The following is a 19,407-nucleotide window of genomic DNA, read 5'->3' as shown; positions in this document are numbered from 1 at the left end:
GCGCTCCTCCGGGGGCACGGCTGGATGTGGGGTGCTGGTTCCGGCAGGCATCGGGGGATCGCCTGCCGGAACCAGCGAGGGTGTTCGATCAGCAGTCGCTGCCCTTCACGGTGTCGCAGCCGTCGTCCGTGTCGGCCAGCAGCGCGGCGGCGACCGGACCGTCCGTGACGATCTGCACGTCGAGCTCGAACGGGTCGTTGCTGACGGCGAGCAGGCTGTTCATGGAAGCCTCCAATGGGACTGGGATGTTGGGTGGGCAGGTAGCCCCCGCAGCTACCGGCACGTTGGCAGGCGGATCGATCCGCCTTTCTAAAACGGCGTCCATGAGAACTCGCGACGTTCGGCCTGCCCGCCGCCACGCCCTCCCCGGCAGCGACAGCGGGCAGGGGCCTCAGGTATACCGAACGGCTATCAGCGTTGCGCTCGTGGCGTCCATGCCGTTCCTCCCGCACCTCGGATCGTCGGGACTCCGCCGCGAACCTGTCGCCGCGCGCCCCCATTACAAGCCGTAGACACATTGCTTGTGGTGCTTCCACGATCGCGGTTCTTGCGTAACCCCGGGAACACCGACAAATGGGGAAAGCTAGGGGGAGACTTACCGGTCGTCGTGCGCTTGAACTGGGGTTTCTTTGCGGAAAGCATGGTCGGCGCTAGCGATGATCGGTAAAACAGGCGTTACGCTCTCGTCGCCGGGGTCCAGGCAGGATGGATCACCGGGCTATTCGCGTCTCTCGCCGGAGGTATCGGTGATCAGTCCATATGTCCGTCGTCGCCGGCTCGCTACCGAACTCGTGCGACTACGGGAGGAACACGGCTACTCCGCTGAGAGGCTCTGCAAAGAGACAAAAATCGCCAAGCAAAAGCTGAGCCGTTTGGAAAACGCGAGAGTCCGACCAGATCAAGACGAGATCATGCGAGTCCTCGACCACTTTCGGGTTGGCGAAAAGCGGTGGGAAGAGATCATGGCCATCGCTCGTGAGTCCCAGGAGAACGGATGGTGGGAGAATTTCCGCGTCGAGATGGGACCACGCCAGGCCCTCTACGCGGACCTGGAAGCCGGTGCGGAGCACATCGCCGAGTACCACATCACCCTGCTGCCGGGTTTGTTGCAGATCCCGGCGTACACCGAGGTCCGCGCGGTGGCAGATCGTGCTGCCTACCCCCGGAGATTCACGGTGGAGCGAGCACTGGAAGCCCGAGCTGCCCGGCAACGGGTCCTGGACAGACCCGGCGGACCCACCTACGAAGTGATCATCGATGAGCTCGCGATCCGTCGGCACGCCGCACCGCCGGAGGTCGTCCGCGCGCAGCTCGACCACTTGATCAACGTCGGTCACGAGAAGCAGAAGACCACGATCCGGGTACTGCGGCTGACCGCGCGAATCGCTGGCAACGCGGTACCCCGGTCGTCGTACTTCAGCTACCGATACCCCGACCCGAGCGATCCGGTGGTCGTCGCGGTCGACACCATCACCAGCGACCTCGTCCTCACCGACCCGGACGAGGTTGCCAACTACGCCTCCCTGTACGAGCGCCTGCGTTCCGCGGCCCTCAGCCCCGCCGACAGCCTCGACTTCCTCGCCAGCGTGGCGGAGGAACTGCCCGACTACACCAGGAGATGACCATGCACCCCGAGAAGTTCACCAACTGGCGGAAGTCCAGCCGCTCCGGCGGTGGCGACAACTGCATCGAGGTCGCCTTCGCGCTCGACGGCACCGTGGGAATGCGGGACTCGAAGGACCGGAGAGGACCAGTGCTGGGGTTCACCCGAGGTGAGTGGACGGCGTTCACTGACGGCATCCGCGACGGTGACCTTGACGCACACTGAACTGCTGTCTCGTCGGCGCGCCCGGGAAGCCGGGCGCGCCGCGCTGACCTCGGCCGACATGAGTGTCACCGCTTGCATGTACTGATCATGCTGGTCGGTGCGCCCCGCCCGCCGACCTCGCGCCGACTCAGAAGCACCCGGACGGCGGGCATGGGAGTGAGAAGTGCGCGTTCCTGTCGACTTGTCTTCCGCTCAGCGCGTTGAGACGAGCGTCTGCTCGATGTGTTCGAAGATGTCCGAGTCCGTCTCTCGCTGCCACTCCGGCATGTCTGACCAGTCGGCCACGTAGGAAGCCTTCGGGTTCGGGAAGTGCTTGAATATCTGCGCGATCCAGGACAGGGCAACGAAGCGTCCTTTTTGTTCACGGGTCAGCTTCGCCGTCGCGCCGTCGGCTGCCTCGATGAACTGGCGGACCAGCTCATACACGGCAGCGGCACTCTCCCGTTCCCATTCGGGCGTATCTTGCCAGGGCGTGACGTAGCCCGGTTTCGGTTCGCCGGGGTAGTGCTTGCGGACTCCCGCGATCCATGCCTCGCGGAACACGCGCCCCGGTTCTTCGACCTGCACGCTGGTCCTCCCTCTGGTCATGTCAGTTCCCTGCCCTTACCAGGGCGCTGATCTGGCGGTTGAGATGCCGCACGTGAGTGTCGGCAAGGAACGGCCGCAAGCGGTGGTGAAGTTGGTTAAGTTTGGAGCCGACCACGCCCGAGCCGCTTTGGCGGGCAGTATCGAGGGCGGCGCTGCCGTAGAGCACGATCTGGTGTACGTCGCTCCGTTGAACTCCGACCAAGGCGAGGTCTGTCAGGACGGTTCCGCGTCGTCGTGTGGAGAGGCTTTGCGACAGAGCACCGGACAGCACCGGCTCGGCCAGGTCTGGGCGCCTCAACTCGACGTAGCAGGCTCCGCGTTCCTCGGCGAGCCGGGAGCCGTCGAAGCGTAACCATCCGCCGTTGTGCACCTGGCCGGGCAGGTGGTTGACCTCTTCGGCTTGGTCGAGCGCCTGCCGGCATCCGCTGAGGTCGCCGAGGCCCGCGAGAGCCTGTGCCCGCACAGTGTGTGCCCAGTGCCGGGTCGACAGCGCGCTGTCCCCGTTCTGAGCCAGGCTGGCGGCAACGTCCAGCATCGGTGCGGCGTGCCGGAAGTCGCGCTCGAAGACGCTGATGAAGGCGTGACGGATCATCGCGCACGCCCAGAGGTCGTAGGCAGCGGCTTCTCGGGCGGCGGTCGCTGCCAGGGTGTAGCAGTGCGCGGCCTCGCTGTACGCGTTCGCGTCGAAGGCGACCTCGCCAGCGAGCTGGAGCAGGTCGGCGGTGACCCCGCAGAGCCTGCGGTGCACGGGTGTCGTGTGGGAGCGGCGTAGGTTCGCCGTGAGCGTCGTCAGCTGACGGTTGACCAGCGGTGATACTGCTGCCTTGGACTCGGCCGCGCCGAAGGCCGCCCACAGCTGGGCGTTCAGCCCCTCGTACTCGTCGAGGGCCGCTGGGTCTAGTCGCCTGTTCCCGTCACCGGATGACTCGATGCGCGCCCAGTCGAGCTGGCTGGCCGGGACGGGCGCGGCCAACAGCGCACCTGTCAGGCTCAGCAGGCGTAGCAACTCGCGGCGGTTCATATCGCCAGTGTCCGTGATCTCCCCGCCGATCAGCGACTCGCCAGCGTGATCATCACCAGCGGTGAGCATCTCGCCAGGGGGTATCTGGTGCGCAACGGGATCAGAATGGCATTGGCCACGGGTGATGTAGAAGCCCAGGTCAGCGTCCCGTGGTGCCTTTAGCACCGCACGAAATGCCTCCCGGGTCGTGGGCTTGGGCCAGCGGTGCTCTCCTCGCTCAAGCTTCCCGACGTGGTTGGCGTCCATGCTGGTTCTCGTGCCGTAGGTGTCCCACAGGTAGTTGTTGACCGCCTCGGCGACCTCCTGCCTAGACATCCGTCGGCCTGAACCGCTCGGGGACAGAAGCCGGCGGCGGGCGTCACTGAGCAGGGTGTTGGGGCCATCTGGCGCACCCGACCTCGGTGCCAACCCCTCACCGCCCGTCGAAACTCGCTGGTAGCCCTCTCGGGCGGCTCTGCAAGATCGCTGCCACCCTCATCCCTCATCTTTGGTCCGCCGGACCTCGGCCTCCATTCGGCCGAACGAGGCGACCCGACGGTCCGGTTTGCCGGAATGCCACGCCAGCATGCCAGTGTGACTTCCTGATCACAAGACGAACTATCAACGGAACGTCAGGCTGACCGCAACCGTCCGGGTGGCCTGCTCGCCCCTGACGAGCACGGCAGCGCCAACAGGAGCTGCCGCAACCAAACGGGTCTACTAATCTGCCGCCGAGCGAGCGTCACGGTGAGCGATGGAGTTCGACGCGCGGTCATGTTTGATATGCAGGTTATCGCAGCGGGGCATGGAGGTGAAGAAGAAGTTCTGGAAATTCCAGAGGTGACGCAGCCACCCTTATACCCTGCCCCTGTGGGCGACCTCCGGGCGAACAGCAAACTGAGGCATCCTGCTACTCACCGACGCGGTATTGCCGGAATAGCTGGACGCCAGTTGACCACCTTCAAGTTGGGCCAGACTTACCAAGGAGTTCGAAAGTTCCTGGACTGTCCATGTTAGGCGTGGACGAATGACCGAATGGCGAGGAATGTCCGTAGATCGATTCATGAGGAACGTGTCCGTGCGGTCCAGTTAGGTGGAGTCCACCAACGGCAACTCAAGCTGTTCTTCCTGCCCGGGTACTCCCCGGAATCAACCCCGACGAGTAGGTATGGAAGAACGTGAAGCACGACCGGATCAAACGCGCCGCCCCATGAGCCAGGCGGACATGAAACGCCTCACTATCGGCGCGCTAAGACGCCTACAGAAGATGCCCTAGATCGTGCGTGGGTTCTTCGCTGCCCCACACCTCGCCTACATCAAGGCATAACACCCTAACCGCATCGACAGCCAAGAAACTAACGCTCGCCTTGGTAAGCTCCTAACGAGATCTGGTGAATCGACGCTGATCAGGACGGGGGTGAAGATCGGTCTCGTTCGGTCGGGCGTGAGCATGGCGTGGATCGTCGATGACGAGTTGTGGAAGCTGATCGAGCCGGTGCTGCCGAGCAGCTTTGGAACCCTCAACATTGGCCGGCGACGGCGCGGATCGCTGCTTCCGAAGCAACATCCAGCATGCGCCTGACGTCTTGCTGTTAGCTGGGCTGCGTGACGGCCGTCCCGCAGGTGACGCCCACCAAACCTGACCGGACCAAGATCGCGACGACATGCTGCGGGCATCAGGTTCTGGACCTGTCCGGTCGTCAGGGTGCAGACTAGGTGACATGTCGTCCGGGGAGCACAACGCCTCTGGAAGCATGGTGGGCTACCTCTACCAGGCGGATTGGTGCCTGCTTGAGTTGATCAGGCGTGGCCCTGATCGACCGGATCTCGCAATCAGCCTCGAAATGCACGACGACGTTGCTTGGGACGAAGGCGGGACGCCTCGCGAGCTTCTACAGACCAAGCATCACCTGAACTCCAATGCGGGCCTGGGCGATAAAGACAAAGACCTTTGGAAGACGGTTCTTGTTTGGATCAATGCCGGTAGCCCTGGGGATTCACACGGGCCAAGGCTCGGCCTGGTGTCGACAAGTGTTGCGGCAGATGATAGCGCTGCTGGCCTCCTTCGCCCTGATGAGCGTAGGAAAACTGACGAAGCGCTGCGCAGACTCGATAAGGCTGCGGCGGAATCGACCAACGAGGTCACCAAAAAAGCTCGGGAAAAGTACCTAGCTCTGACCCCTGCAGAACGCGGCGCATTCGTGGAAAGAATTTTCGTTCTTGACAGGGCTCCTCGAATCGGCGATGTTGAGTCGGAGCTTCGTAAGGCGCTGTGGAACGCCCTACCTACTGACCATGAGGACATGTTCATGGGGTTGGTATGGAAATGGTGGCACGGAGTTTCCTTAGACATGCTTCAGGGGAGGCGCTCGGGGATCACTGCGGCGGCCGCGAGGGCCGAAATTGCCGGCATTCGCAACCGCTTCGGAGATGATGATCTGCCAACTACGGTGGAGTTGGCAGATGTTGACACAAAGGGCGTCCTTCTCGCGCACGAAAATAGTCCGTTCGTGCACCAATTACGCTGGGTTCGGTGCAACTCGGTCAATCTCCGTAAAGCAATAATCGACTATTATCGAGCTGTTGAGCAAACCGTTGCCTGGGTGGACGACGACCTAATTGGACTGCATGAACTCAAACGATTCGAGGAGGAATTGCGCGACGAGTGGGAGCGCCACTTCGCAGACATGGTTGAGGACCTCGGCGAAAGTGCTAGCGATGACGAAAAGATTGCAGTGGGCAAGAACCTGCTCCGTCAGTTGAGAGACTCGACGTCCGTGAGCGTTCGCCCGAAGTACAATGATGCTTTCTTCGCGCGTGGCAAAAGGCATGAACTAGCTGACCGCGGCAGTGTTGGATGGCATCCTGACTTCCAGGCTTTGATGGAAAACCTAATGATCTCGACGGCTCGTCAATCGCAGGCTTAGCGCTAGGTATAATGGTGACGCATTCGGAGGTTAATGCGCTGGCGTCGGCTCTGCGACCCTCTATACCCGCAGTAATGCTAAATCCTGCCCTATTCGCCGCACTTGCGGCGGCGGCCGCAGAGGAGTACCAGCGTCGGTCTGGGCACTACATGCCTTGGTACATGTCCTTCTTGGTTGCCCCTTTGGTGCTTCACCGGAGCACTCGGGAGGTATTACCGCGAGATACCCGAACCCACATGGCCAACTGGGTGAACAGTCATGCCGTGATCATCGCTGGTTTCCCGGCCAGGGCGCGCGAGCTGGTTGGCCCGGTGCAGGAGGGCATCCGGTTCGGCCTGCGGCATGAGGTCTTCGAGATTGATCAAGATGGTGGGCTCAGAGGAGCGCTGTCGGAGAGCGCACGACCGGAGCGCGCTAGCGGTGACTTGTCCGCGTTGATCCGTGCCGCTGGACTCGTCGGCAGGTGGCTGACCAAATTGGACCAGCCGGCTACAGCCTTTGCGCTGTTGGGTGTGACACCCTAGTCACCGTGCAGCTCATGGCGATTGTTCTCTACAGCAGACGGGGTCAGAAGAGGGTCGTCGGCTTCAAGCCGGGTGCTCTCAACATCGTTACAGGGGAGTCGCAGACTGGTAAGAGCGCTCTAGTAGCGATCACGGACTACTGCCTGGGGCGCGACGAGATCATGGTTCCCATCGGCCGCGAGTTCGCGACGGTGGCTTGGTACGGGGCGCTGTGGCAACTCGACGGGGGGAGAGCTTTCGTCGGCCGCCCGGCTCCTGCTCCTGGAAGGGCTTCCTCAACGGTCGCCATGCTTGAGTTCGGAAGCGATCTCGATGTTCCCGACTTTGAGGATCTTGCGCCCAACACGGATTCGACCTCTCTCCGGCAGCAGCTCAGCCGGAGGATCGGAATCGAGGAGCATCTTGCGGAGCCTCCGCCGGGCTCCCTTCGTCGAGCTTTCGAAGTCGGCATGGGGCAAGCAGCTTTGCTTTGCCTTCAAGATCAAGATGAGATTGACAGCTCGCAAGCGCTCTTTCATCGAGCCAGTGACAGGGCGATCGCGGACTCGATTCGCGACGCTTTTCCCTACTTCCTAGGGGCGGTTCCTCAGGATCAGGCGCTCAAGCATGCTCAGCTGAGGGACGCGCGCCGCGCATTGAGCCGGCTGGAAGCTCAGGTCCGGGCAGCTGAACTCAGAAGCGCGAACCTCGATGCTGAGCTCCGGGCACTACTCAATGAGGCTTCAAGCGTGGGCTTGGTGGGTGAGTCCACGCTGCCTGACGACCGCGCCGCGATGATCCTCTTGCTCCAGCAGGCGCGCGTTCGTCCTGTTGCCGAGCCTGCGCCATTGCCTGATACGGTGCAACAGGATCGTCGTTTGGGACTCGAACGGCGTAGCCGTGAATTGCACCGACTGCTGAAGAAGGTGATGTCTGATCGAGCCCTCCTTCTCGACCAGCAAGATGGGCAAAGCGGCTATCGTAATGCCATAGAGTTGCAGGTGGGGCGCCTGCAGAGTTTAGGTCTCCTCGACCTTTTGCCGCCTGATGACGAGGCTGGTGAACACTCTGCATCGGAGCAGGCAAGCATTTGCCCTGCGTGCAACAGTTCCTTGATAGATGGCCGAGATCGTACGAATGTGGATCTCGGACGCAGCCTTCGTTTCCTGCGGAGTCAGCTTGGTGATCTAAGAGCTGCTCCGCCTGCACGGCGGGGCGCTATTGAAGGCTTGGAAGCGGAGGTTAGTCGTCTGAGGGACGAGATCTCCGCTGTCGACGGCGCGCTGGAAGGACTTCTAAACTCCGCCAGAATCAACGAAGATGTTCCGGTCAGTGCCGTCGACTTTACGCGAGGGCGTATTGATGCTTCGCTGGCTAGGATCGAAGCACTCGATGAGCGAGAGGTGATCATCCTCCGTTCCAGATTGCTTGACGCTGAGCGTAGGGTGCTGGCACTTGAAGCTGAACTGGATGATGATCAAGACCGTGAAGAGCTAACGTCAAGGTTGTTGGCTATCAGTCGAGACATGACTTCCTACGCTAGGTATCTAGGTCTGGAGCACTCAAGTGAGAACGTTCGCTTAGAGCTGTCCCGGCTCACGGTCGTCGCGGATACTGAGGAGGGTCCCGCGCCGCTGTTTAGGATCGGCAGTGGGGCAAACTGGGTCGGCTACCACCTTGTTACGCATCTTGCTTTGCATAAGTACTTCGTGCGTCAGAACCGTCCGCTGCCGAGATTTTTGATTCTCGATCAACCGAGTCAAGCTTATTACCCGTCGGCCGCACGGGCTGGAGCGCAAACACGGGACGCGGATCCAGAAGCCGTAAAGCGACTGTTTAAGTTGATCTTTGATGTGGTGGAATCTCTTGAGGGTAGACTTCAGGTGATTGTCATAGACCATGCCGACGAACCTGAAGAGTGGTTTGGGCGTTCCATTGTGCACAACTGGCGTGACGGTGAAAAGCTGATTCCCGTGGGATGGCTTGAGGCGGTCGCGGATGAAAGTTCCTCGTAGAAATGATCCTTTCCTGCGGCGCAGGACGCATCCGGACTTGCCGCGATACGGTGCGTTCAGCGCCCGTGCATCGAGCCAACGTCCGATGCCCCGGCCGCTCGGCCGGGGCATCCTTGATCGTCTACTCCAACACGAACCTGGCTTCCACGACCAATGATCGACTGGCCGCGTTGTGTGTTTGCAGTTCTGTGACGTGCCCCCGGATAGAGATGCACCTGCGCCTGTCGAGGAGGCCGTCAAGCCTGTTGAACTTCGGCTACGTAGCATGTTAGGAAAGAAAGTAAAAGCCGGTGATACCGACGCCGAAAGCAGCGGCGCAGGCGCTGCCGCCGGCTTTGAAAGTCTCCAGAATTGTCGCCCCGGACCTGGACCAAATCCAGGCGGTCACGGTGCCGACCAAGAGCGCGAACAAAATGATCACCAGCAGCCAGGGTGCCTTCGTCATCGGGTCACCGCCTGGATTCCCCATAGCGATCACGAGTCCAAGGTCTGAGCGAAGCGGGCCGCCCGCTTGAGGATGTGATCCATCCGCTTTGAGACGGCACTATGGGTCCGGTATCCCATGGTCTCGGCAACTTCGGTCAGCTTGGTGAAGCCGCTACGAAGCAGCACGACGATGGTGCGGTCACGCGTGTCCAAGAGTGCAAGGAAGTTCCCGATCAGGAGTTGGTCGACGACCTCCGTTTCCGGGCCGTGCACGGGGATCGTGTCAGACAGCTCGACAAACCGGACCTGAAGCTTGGCGCGCTTGTGGTAGAGCTTGCGCTCGAAGTCCTCCCGGGCACCGCTCCAGAGGGGTGAGAAGTCGTCCTCGCAGCGGTGCGATCGAACTGCGTCGAGGATGCCGCGTAGCCGTCCGGTGGCATCGGCTGCCCCCACGGTGCGCCGTACCGCCTCGGCCGCCTCCTCCTCACCACACCAAAGGTCCCCGCCTGTCCGCGGGTTAGCGGTCGTTGCCCCGGACAGCACCGAGCCGTCCTCCAGTGGCACCGGGCCCGGGACGATGTCATTGTTCACCACCGGGAACTCACGCAGGTAGTCCTCGAGTACCTGGGTCACGGGTGGGAGCCAGAAGTCCAGTTCGTGGGCCAGGATCCGGATCGGGTCGTCCTTGGTGAACTTGGTGATCCCGGATTGCGGCTGCGGCATGAGGTGACGCCAGACGGTACCGGCCCAGGCCCGCGCCAGCCGATCTCGGAAATCACTTGGAAGGTAGTCGTCGATGTTCTCGAGCTGAGTGACGAACGGCCACTGGCCGCGCTTCAGCAGCGGAAGGCCATGCCGTTGGACGGCGGCCCGGGACAGTAGGTGGAACAGCGGCGCGTACTCGTGGTACCGCGACTCCGTACGGGGAACGAAGATGACGTTGACATCGCCCTGATCGGCGATCTTGTTCAGGGACGGCGGCAGCTCCTCATCGTCAAAGAACCGGCGGCGGAACTGCGACGCCTCCCACAGCAGGTTCCACTTGGTGACCGCGAGCGATACCTTGGTATTCGCCTCATCCCAGAGTCCTGGTCGCATGGGCACAGCGACGTACTCCGGCCGTGACGGAGCGTCAGCCCGGACCACGCCCCTGACCATGTGCCCGGCAGACAAGTTCCACAGCCGGGGATAGACCTCCGGTGCCGCAGCTTCACACTCCGGGTCGATGAGCGGCCCGAAATCGTCGTCGCCAACATGGTTGGCCTCGTCTGTCATGGTCATACCCGTTGCGTCGATGTCGTTGTTCATGTCTACCTCACGACGCTTACTTGCCGATCTGTTCCAACAACTTTCTGACGATAGCTGCCGGACCCACGGGGGCGACTCCCGGCGCTACTGGCAACCCGGTCAGCGGTTACGCCGATGGTTGACACTCGGCCGGTGACCTCGGCGGCAGGGGCGACTCGACAGCCGAGGGCGACGATCCCGAGCCGTCGACCTTGACTCTGGACGCGGATCGGCGACCTCAACTGCTGTCGCGAGCCCAGGGATGTGGACGCGGCCATCGACCGCAGGGGAAGCCACGATCCGGAAGCGTTCGGCGCTCGTATATCGAGCCAACGTGCGATGCCCCGGCCGAGCGGCCGGGGCATCATTGAATCGTCTACTCGAGCCCGAAACTGGCTTCCACGATCAGTGACTGACCGGTCGCGTTGCGCGTTTGCAGTTCTGTGACGTGCCCCCGGTAGGATTCGAACCTGCGACACACGGGTTGTCGACCCCTACGGCACCGAGCTTGTCACTGATGGCCAATGTCTTGCGCTGAGCTGCGCCAACGCCGCTGCGTGCTGATCACCACTTGTCGCTGACGGTCAGCCTTTAGCGGGGGTTTCCGGGGGTAAACGGGGGTCTTTCCGTGTCTGGTGACCGGGCCTCAGCTGGCAGAGGTCCGTCGCCCGGTCGAACTCCAGCCTCGTGTCCGCGATGATGACCTCGGTTGGCGTGGCGGCGGGACGTGTGGCCCGCCTTCGGCGAAGCCGCTTGGGAACGAGCGGTTCGCGCGAACTCGGAGGACCTCCGGAAACAGTTTCCTGGTCCGATATTACAGGAACCAATGTGGCGGTGAGTGATGTCGGGGTGGGGTCTGCTCCGTGATGGCGTGTCGCTCGTGGGCGCGGCGGTCGGCTTCGCATCGAGGTCAGCCGTCAGTTGACGGTCCCTCGTATCGTTGGATTTTTGGGCACTGGGTGACCATCGGAGGGACTTGATCAGATGTCGTTTTATGTCGAAGTGCCGCTTCCGGACGGTTCGGTTGTGCTCGCTGAAGTGACCGAGCAGGTGGAGGGGATCGTTTCGGCAGGTCGAGCAAGCGACGTGGTAGGTCGCTTGACCGATTCATTCGAGGAATCCCTTGCTCAGTTTCGCATGATTGCCGCTGCGGTTGCCCGGCAGGCATTGAATCAGGCGCACCCGCCCGATCGGGTGGCTATCGAGTTGGGTGTCAAAGTTACTGCCAAGGGCAAGTTGGTGTTGGCTGAGACCGGAGTCGAGGGACAAATAAAGGTTCTGTTCGAGTGGCAACGGAACGAGGTCGCACCGTTGGGATCGGCCGATGGCGAGTGAGCTGGCTGGTAGCAATCGCTCCGGTCAGTTCGGTGAGCGCGGCGGGCACTCGCCGGCGACTGGGCGTTGAGTGCGGGTTTGTATGTCGTTGTGGCAGGGAGAGTCGGATGCATTGTGTGAAAACGGGAGGAAGGAAGGCGGGGCCGTGGCCGTAGAGCGGCGGAGCGATAGCCTGCAGGCTTCGCAGGTGCGGATACGCCTGGCCAAGGGCGAGGTGATCGGTGCAGGTTTCCTCATAGCTGCGGACGTGGTGTGTACCTGCGCTCACGTCGTTGCGCAGGTGTTCGGCCTTCCGGCTTCCGTGGAAGAGGCACCCCGTGGGTGGGTGGACCTCGACTTCCCGTTGCTTCCTGCCCGTCCCTCGGCGCGTGCGAGTGTGGTCTCGTGGCGTCACGGGGGAGCTGATGTCGCCCTACTGCGGCTCGATGCGCCCGTCGACGGTGCGCGGCCGGCGGGGCTCGTCGATGGGACCGGCGTCTGGGATCATTCGTTCCGGGTGTTCGGCTACCCGGTTGGTGCTGATCATGGCATGTGGGTGTCGGGCACGTTGCGGGCTGAGGACGGCCTGGGCTTGCTGCAGATGGAGGCGAACCCGCCCGGGCCGCGTGTCGCGGAAGGGTTCAGCGGATCCCCGGTGTGGGACGACGTGCAGGGCGGGGTCGTCGGGATGACGGTCGCCGTACACCGAGGCGCGAGCACCGCCTATCTGCTGCCGTCGGCTGACCTGATTGACGAGCAGATGATGCCCTCGCGTTGCCCATTCCAGGGGCTGTCGGCATTCGCCGAGGAAGATGCGGAGTTCTTCCACGGTCGCGAGAACGACACCACCCGTCTACACGAGGCCGTTCGTCGGGGATCGATGACGCTGGTGGTGGGGCCATCGGGATGCGGGAAGTCCTCCCTCGTACGGGCCGGCGTGCTGCCCCGGCTACGAGGCGAAGGCATGAGTGCGTCCGAGCTGCGGCCCGTTCCGGGCGCTCGCGCGACCGCCATTCTCGCCCGGGCGTTGACCGACATCCTGGAACCGGGGCTCGGCGAGATCGAACGGCTTACCAGAGCCGAGGAACTGGCGCGACTTCTTGCAGGTGCCGAGGACATCCTCGCCGAACTGCGTGGCAGAGTCCTAGCACGCGGCCAGGGCGCCGATCACCTTATCTTTGTCGACCAGCTTGAGGAGTACGCGCGCAACACACCAGCGGACGCAGCCGAGCTCTTCCGGCTGCTCTCCGGTCTGGCGGGCCGGGCCGGTGCGGCAGTGCTACGGGTCATCGCCACCGCGCGACCCGACTCTCTGAACGTGCTGGTGACGGCCGGCACGTCCCACCTCGTCAGCGACGCTGTGCAGTTTCTCGCACCGCTGGCCGCCGACGACTTGAAACGCGCGGTGACCGCGCCCGTTGACGCCGTGCCGGGGCTATGGTTCGAACCGGGACTGCCAGAGAGGATCGTCGCGGACGCGGGCGATGAGCCTGGGCGGATGCCGTTGGTCCAGTTCGCCCTCACCGAGTTGTGGCAGCGTCGCAGCCGCTCGATGCTCACCCATGCCGCCTACGACGACCTGGGTGGCGTCGCGGGGGCACTCGTCACATATGCGGACGGCGTCTACGCGGCGCTGACGCGCGAACAGCAGGCTCTCGCCCCACGGCTGTTCGTGCAGTTGGCCCGGCCCGGCGACAACTACACCTTCGTCCGCAGGCCTGCCCGTACTGCAGATCTCGCCCCCGAGCTGCTTGGACTGGTCCGGGAGCTGACACCCGGGAAACTCCTTGTCCTCTCGCACACGTCGGGAGGTGCCGGACAGGAGGAGATCGTCGACCTGGCGCACGAAGCACTGACCGAGCTCTGGCCGCTCCTGCGAAGATGGCTCGTGGAATCCCGGGACTTCCGGGCATGGCAGGAGCAATTACGCGCCGACCTCCACCGCTGGCAGGCTCAGAAGGACGACCCCGCGCGCCTCCTCAGCGGCGTCGACCTAGCGGAGGCAGACCGCAAGCTGGACCAGCACCGGAAGGACGTCTCCGACGAGGAGCACGCCTACATACAGCTGAGCCACCGGAACTCCCGGCGCAGGACTCGCGTGCGCAGGGCGGCGATCGGAGCGCTTGCCGTGCTCACGGTGATTTCCCTCGTCCTGGCGTTCTCCACCTGGCAGGGACTGCAACGTGCCGAACAGCAACTCCGCCTCCAAGCCGCAGGCCTGCTTGCCCAGGCATCCGAGGACCACCCAGCCGATGACCCCAGCACCGCACTGCAGCTCGCGTTGGCCGCCTGGAATGCCTGGCAGACTCCCGCGAGCCGGCAGGCCCTGCTGACCCAGTACGTACGCGGGCAGTACCTGCTGGGCAGCTATCCGTCGGTCTGGCAGGGGCGAGTCACCGATCTGAGGGCCACCCCGGACGGTCGTGTCCTGGTGGTGCGGTCGACGCAGGATGGTGGCCTTTCCAGGTACACAGTGATTACCGGAGCGGTGCAAGGCAAGCCCCAAGCGCGCGAGCTGAGCGGCGTCCCGGAGGGGCTGGTCCAGTGGAACGCGCTCAGCCCGGACGGCCGCTTCTTCGCCGTGACGGATGGCGGCGCGGTGCGGTTGTGGCGACTGGACGAGCCCACCCGCCCCCTGCTTCTGCCCTTGGCCCACGAAATTGCCGGAGTCTCGAAGGCCAATCTGGATTTCAGCAGCGACAGCCAGCGGTTGCTGTTAACGATGAAGAACAACTCTAGGGTCGCCTTCGCAGAAGCCTGGGAGGCCGAGTCCGGTTCCCGAATCCGTGTACCGGACGGGCTCGTCCCGGTGAGAGGAGCAAACGAGGCGGCGTTCACTGCTGACGCGAACTTTGTCGTGACGATCAGTTACACCTCCGACCACAACAAGCGGGTCGAGATCAGGGACTTCCGCACCGCCCAGTTGCGATACACCTCCACCACCAAGACCAACTTGATTAGCGAGGTCTGGCTGGGGGCTGGTGGCGAGCTCCTTGTTCGGAAGAACGGTGACACCAACTACTCACAGTTCCTCGGAGCTACCCCCGGCCATCGAACCGAACTCCCTGACGCTGGTTTCTCCATAGACACCACCTCCCGTTACTACCTGTTGCCACGCGACTCTGGCAATACCTCTGCCGCGGGGCACTACGATGAGCACACCCTGATCGACCTGAGCACGGGGGAGGCCTATCACGCCCGAGTCCCCAGCGCGCCTGACCTTTCCCAGCCCATCCTCGCGGCCGCACCACACCAGGGCGGTGGTCTGGTCGTCCTTGCGTCGCTCGGCACCGCGCTGATGGTGGTGCGCGCCGAACCATACGACAGCAGACACCTCGCCACCACGAACACGGGGGATGACATCATCAGCGTCTCCCCGGATCGGCGTTTCACGGCGATAGCCGGCGAGCGAAGCTTGGATGTCGTCGACTCTGTCGACACTCGCCGCCAGTCGGTGCCGCTTTCGCCGACCGGCGGGTGGACGCCCTGGAAGCTCACCTGGACTGCGGACTCGCAGCGGGTCGTGGTGTGGACCATGACGGGCAACCTCGTCGGGGCCTACCCGGTACGGGATCTGCGCGACAAGGTGCCACTCGATGACGTGCTACCTGAGGCGAAGGCGCTGGCGAGTGACGATAACCCGAGCCTCGGAGGTGGTGAGGTGGAGATGATTGTCGCCTTGGAGGGCAGCGAGATAGCTTTGTCGACCGTTGACGGCCGCCTCGCCCGGGTCGATGCCGCCGACGCAGCTCTGCTCACCCGGCCATTCCTCGCCCAGTCCGCGCCCTGGACCGGCCCCCGCGAGAACGGTGCGGTCTTCGACAGTGGTCGACTCATTGCCCGACCGCAACACCCAGGTCAGGTCGCGCTGGTCACCCGCAGCGGTGCCGCCCCCGGCGAGATCCTGCTGTGGGACCTCCAGATCCCCCAGCACATCGCGACCCTGTCGGGGCTCGCGATCAGCGTGGCGTTCTCCGTCAAGAACCCGATGGTGTTTGATGAGGGCGGTTCACGTCTTGCGGTGCAGACCAGCCGCGGAGGGGTACGGGTGTGGGACGTCGATGGCCGAAAGCAACTGGCCGGCAGTGCGCCCGTCCCAGGGGGTGACACCCTGATTGGCATCAGCAAGGGAGACCGCGTCGTCACTTATCGCGAAGGCACATCTATTAGCGGAGGCGAGGTGACGGTCCACGACCTGGCCGATGCCAGCAACTCCGACACCCTGCATCTAACTGGCTGGGAAGGAGGGTACTTGCGAGGAGACCACCTGACCGTCGTCATCAGTGGAGTGGAACAGACCCTCGACCTGCGCCCCGAAATCCAGTTCCGTGCCCTGTGTGCCGCTGCCGACCGCGACTACACAAGAGCTGAGCGTGAACTGCTGCCGGACGGAACCCCGACGCAGCCGCCCTGCGGCTGACAGGACAAACGCGCCGCGCACGTGGCGCGGCTACTGCGCACGGAGCGCCGAGCGGTGGGCACCCGACCGGCAACCCGGGGGCGGTGGCCCGGACGCGGTTCTGGCCGTCGACGAGACCGGTGACCTGAAGAAGGGCGTGCACACGGTCGGGGTGCAGCGCCAATACACCGGCACGGCGGGGCGGATTGAGAACAGCCAGGTGGGGTGTTCCTGGGGTACGCCGGCGCCGATGGGCACACGCTGATTGACCGGCGGGTGTATCTGCCGGCGTCGTGGACCGCTGACCGGGATCGCTGCCAGGCTGCCGGCGTGCCCGACGCGGTCGAGTTCGCTACCAGCCGGAGTTGGCCGCTGACATGGTCACCGCAGCGCTGGACGCCGGGGTGCCAGCGGCGTGGGTGGCCGCGGACGAGGCTTACGGCAACAGCAGTGTCTTCCGTGCTGGCCTGCGTGAACACGAGATCGGCTACGTCTTGGCGGTGTCCCGCAGCCACCTGGTGCCGATCGACGGCGGCAAGACCCGCATCCGCGCCGACCAGATCGCCGCTGACCTGCCCGCCTCGGCGTGGCAGCGCCGCTCAGCCGGCGCCGGGTCGAAAGGGCCGCGTTTCTACGACTGGGCCTGGCTCGATGACGTGTGCACCGACGCCGACCCCGACGACGGCGGCCGGCACAGCCTCCTGATCCGCCGCAACATCACCACCGGTGAGCTGGCCTTCTACCGCTGCTGGACCCCGAGACCGGCCACCCTCGCCCAGTTGGTGCGGGTCGCCGGGATCCGCTGGAGCATCGAGGAGAGCTTCCAGGCCGCCAAGAGTCAGGTCGGCCTGGACCAGCACCAGGTCCGCCGCTGGGACTCCTGGCACCGGTTCACCACTCTCGCCCTGGCCGCCCTCGCCGTCCTGGCGATCTGCGCCGCTGATGCCGCCGAGAATCCGGCCGACACCGGACTGATCAAGCTGACCGTCAACGAGGTCCGCCGGCTGATCAACGTCTGCATCATTCGCACGATCAACGACCTCGCCCATCGTTTGCACTGGTCAGGCTGGCGGCGACGGCATCAAGCCCGAGCCCGACGAGCCCATCACACACGCCGCCTCAACCTCGAACTTCAGCCATGATCCCGAACGGCGGCTGCCGTACTAGAACCCGATCGCCCACCAGCGTTACCGAGGGGTTTGCGGGGGGCGATTCAAAACTGCATTGATAAACATCAACGCCCTGGTCAGCTTCTTGCTGGTCAGGGCCTTGTGTTGGTGCCCCCGGCAGGATTCGAACCTGCGACACACGGTTTAGGAAACCGATGCTCTATCCCCTGAGCTACGAGGGCGCGAGCGCCTAGTCTAGCGACCTGCGGGTTCACCTGGGGTGGCAGGGAGCAGCCCACGTTCACCCGCAGCACCCGGACCCGTGTTCGCCCAGCCCAGGACCACAGCCCGAGCACACGAACCCCCGTTTGCGACCACGAGCGGCTGCGGTGGCCCGCGTCGGCACCGGGTGACCCGGGTTGGCATCCGCTGGCGAGCACACGCCGAGCACATCATCGGAGATCAACTAGGCCTCGCCTATATACCCACTCCGGCTGTCGCCACGAGGGGAGCACGGAGCACTCACCCCGGGTTGCATCCGCTGGAGCGATGTACGACTTGCCCGTTTTGGGGGTGTTGCGTAGATGAGAGACGGCCATCGCGTCGATCCTTCAAGACGACCAAGTCAGAGAAGGAGATGAGGACGCAATGGCCGCTTCAGAGAGCGTGAGCCCTGTTGACCTGCTGCGCGAGCAGATCGAGGGCGCGTCGCCGGACGTGTTGCAGGCGATGATCAAGGCGTTCGCGCAGGCGGTGATGTCCGCTGAGGCGGACGCGATCTGCGGCGCCGGTTACGGGCAGCGCAATGAGGAGCGGGTCAACTCCCGCAACGGTTACCGGTCTCGGGAGTGGGACACCCGCGCAGGCACGATCGACCTGGCGATCCCGAAGCTGCGGCAGGGTTCCTACTTTCCCGACTGGTTGCTGACGCATCGGCGGCGGGCCGAGCAGGCCCTGGTGTCGGTGGTCGCGACGTCTTATCTGCTGGGGGTGTCGACCCGGCGGGTGGAGAAGCTGGTCGAGCAGCTCGGGATCCGGCAGCTGTCGAAGTCGCAGGTCTCGGAGATGGCCGCCCACCTCGACGCGCAGGTGGAGGCGTTCCGCAACCGGCCCCTGGACGCCGCCCACTACACGTTCGTGTGGACCGACGCCCTGACCATGAAGGTCCGCGAGGCTGGCCGGACCGTCAACGTCCATGCCCTGGTCGCGGTCGGGGTCAACGCCGACGGCGGGCGTGAAGTCTTGGGCGTGGACGTCGCCTCGGACGAGGACGGCGCGGGATGGCTGGCGTTCCTGCGGTCACTGACGGCCCGCGGACTGTCCGGCGTCCAGTTGGTCATCTCCGACGCCCACGCCGGCCTCGTCGCCGCGATCGGCGCCGCCCTTCCGGGCGCGACCTGGCAGCGGTGCCGCACCCACTACCTGCGCAACCTGCTCACGAAGGTGCCGAAGTCGGCGTAGCCGTGGATCGCCACCCTGGTCCGCACGATCTTCGACCAGCCCGACGCCGACGCCGTCCACGCCCAGTTCCGGCGGGTCGTGACCACGATCGAGGCGAAGTTCCCGGCCGCCGCCGAGCACCTCGACACCGCCCGCGACGACCTCCTCGCCTTCACCGGCTTCCCGCGTGAGATCTGGCGTCAGATCTGGTCGAACAACCCGCAGGAACGCCTGAACAAGGAGATCCGCCACCGCACTGACGTCGTCGGAATCTTCCCCAACCGGGCGGCGATCATCCGCCTCGTCGGCGCCATCCTGGCCGAACAAACCGACGAATGGGCCGAGGGACGCCGCTACATGGGCCTGGAAACTCCTCACCAAAGCCCGCACTATCACGATCAACACCGGCCAACACGCCACCGACCAGCCCGACCCGACACCGATCGCCGCATAACATCAGACCGGATCACGCGATGGCCGTCTCTCACACCACCAGCGCGGACATGACCGAGAGTCTTGGAACTCGCATCAGTCCAAATACGCGAGGCTGCCAGTTCTCTCGGGCCCGGCA

13 protein-coding genes, 1 tRNA gene and 2 pseudogenes are annotated in these 19,407 nt (G+C 64.0%); 10 read left to right on the top strand and 6 right to left on the bottom strand.

The genetic code is table 11. The annotated features are described in order from the left end of the window. Positions 1–88: 88 nt before the first annotated feature. Complete coding sequence (locus tag GA0070216_RS13985) at positions 89–223, bottom strand: FxLD family lanthipeptide (RefSeq protein ID WP_091245159.1); 135 nt, start codon at positions 221–223, stop codon at positions 89–91. Positions 224–746: 523 nt separating this feature from the next. Here GA0070216_RS13985 and GA0070216_RS13980 point away from each other — a divergent pair. Together GA0070216_RS13980 and GA0070216_RS13975 are read left to right on the top strand one after the other, a co-directional pair. Next, positions 747–1,622, top strand: a complete 876-nt coding sequence (locus GA0070216_RS13980; RefSeq protein ID WP_141723091.1) for a helix-turn-helix domain-containing protein — start codon at positions 747–749, stop codon at positions 1,620–1,622. After that, the gene (locus GA0070216_RS13975) at positions 1,619–1,828 is read left to right on the top strand and encodes a DUF397 domain-containing protein (protein ID WP_091245154.1); all 210 of its coding nucleotides are present in this window, start codon (positions 1,619–1,621) and stop codon (positions 1,826–1,828) included. The genes GA0070216_RS13980 and GA0070216_RS13975 overlap by 4 nt, the downstream gene beginning before the upstream one ends. A 192-nt stretch (positions 1,829–2,020) precedes the next feature. Here the strand turns inward: GA0070216_RS13975 and GA0070216_RS13970 are convergent, their stop codons facing one another. Then, the gene (locus tag GA0070216_RS13970; RefSeq protein ID WP_091245152.1) at positions 2,021–2,416 is read right to left on the bottom strand and encodes a hypothetical protein; all 396 of its coding nucleotides are present in this window, start codon (positions 2,414–2,416) and stop codon (positions 2,021–2,023) included. Between the two features lies 1 nt (position 2,417). Beyond that, positions 2,418–3,752 (bottom strand): NsdA family TPR-like regulatory protein, encoded by a 1,335-nt coding sequence (locus tag GA0070216_RS13965; RefSeq protein ID WP_091245150.1) that lies wholly within the window; start codon positions 3,750–3,752, stop codon positions 2,418–2,420. A gap of 1,081 nt (positions 3,753–4,833) precedes the next feature. On the opposite strand from GA0070216_RS13965, the gene GA0070216_RS34530 reads away from it, so the two are divergent. From GA0070216_RS34530 to GA0070216_RS13955, 4 genes are all read left to right on the top strand, one after another. Beyond that, a complete protein-coding gene (locus GA0070216_RS34530) occupies positions 4,834–4,998 on the top strand; it encodes a hypothetical protein (RefSeq protein WP_176738961.1) in 165 nt (54 codons plus the stop codon). Between the two features lie 139 nt (positions 4,999–5,137). After that, positions 5,138–6,343 carry an ABC-three component system protein gene (locus GA0070216_RS33795; protein WP_141723090.1) on the top strand — a complete coding sequence of 402 codons (1,206 nt, stop codon included), beginning with the start codon at positions 5,138–5,140 and terminating at the stop codon, positions 6,341–6,343. Between the two features lie 11 nt (positions 6,344–6,354). Beyond that, positions 6,355–6,867 carry a three component ABC system middle component gene (locus GA0070216_RS13960; RefSeq protein WP_218108200.1) on the top strand — a complete coding sequence of 171 codons (513 nt, stop codon included), beginning with the start codon at positions 6,355–6,357 and terminating at the stop codon, positions 6,865–6,867. 14 nt (positions 6,868–6,881) lie between these two features. Further along, a complete protein-coding gene (locus GA0070216_RS13955; protein WP_245722495.1) occupies positions 6,882–8,861 on the top strand; it encodes a DUF3732 domain-containing protein in 1,980 nt (659 codons plus the stop codon). A 268-nt stretch (positions 8,862–9,129) separates the two neighbouring features. On the opposite strand, the gene GA0070216_RS34525 is transcribed toward GA0070216_RS13955, so the two are convergent. Both GA0070216_RS34525 and GA0070216_RS13950 read right to left on the bottom strand, forming a co-directional pair. After that, positions 9,130–9,306 (bottom strand): hypothetical protein, encoded by a 177-nt coding sequence (locus GA0070216_RS34525; RefSeq protein WP_176738960.1) that lies wholly within the window; start codon positions 9,304–9,306, stop codon positions 9,130–9,132. Positions 9,307–9,335: 29 nt separating this feature from the next. Further along, positions 9,336–10,595: a sigma-70 family RNA polymerase sigma factor gene (locus tag GA0070216_RS13950; protein ID WP_218108199.1), complete on the bottom strand. Its 1,260-nt coding sequence runs from the start codon at positions 10,593–10,595 to the stop codon at positions 9,336–9,338. 963 nt (positions 10,596–11,558) lie between these two features. Between GA0070216_RS13950 and GA0070216_RS33790 the strand changes: the two genes are divergently transcribed. The 3 genes and pseudogenes from GA0070216_RS33790 to GA0070216_RS13940 all read left to right on the top strand — a co-directional run. Beyond that, positions 11,559–11,909, top strand: coding sequence for a CU044_2847 family protein (locus tag GA0070216_RS33790; RefSeq protein WP_141723089.1), 351 nt, complete (start codon positions 11,559–11,561; stop codon positions 11,907–11,909). A 145-nt stretch (positions 11,910–12,054) separates the two neighbouring features. Further along, positions 12,055–16,308: an nSTAND1 domain-containing NTPase gene (locus GA0070216_RS13945; protein ID WP_091245140.1), complete on the top strand. Its 4,254-nt coding sequence runs from the start codon at positions 12,055–12,057 to the stop codon at positions 16,306–16,308. 82 nt (positions 16,309–16,390) lie between these two features. Next, positions 16,391–17,429, top strand: a pseudogene (locus GA0070216_RS13940) (IS701 family transposase); the annotation flags it as partial. A gap of 133 nt (positions 17,430–17,562) precedes the next feature. On the opposite strand, the gene GA0070216_RS13935 reads toward GA0070216_RS13940, so the two are convergent. Continuing rightward, a tRNA-Arg gene (locus tag GA0070216_RS13935) sits at positions 17,563–17,638 on the bottom strand. Between the two features lie 406 nt (positions 17,639–18,044). Here GA0070216_RS13935 and GA0070216_RS13930 point away from each other — a divergent pair. Further along, a pseudogene (locus GA0070216_RS13930) lies at positions 18,045–19,290 on the top strand (IS256 family transposase). Positions 19,291–19,407 lie beyond the last annotated feature (117 nt).

The sequence above is a fragment of the Micromonospora matsumotoense genome (genome assembly GCF_900091525.1).
In the GTDB taxonomy this organism is placed as follows: Bacteria; Actinomycetota; Actinomycetes; order Mycobacteriales; family Micromonosporaceae; genus Micromonospora; species Micromonospora matsumotoensis.
Note: the sequence above shows the minus strand (reverse complement) of the source record. Positions and strands in the feature narration are given on the sequence as shown.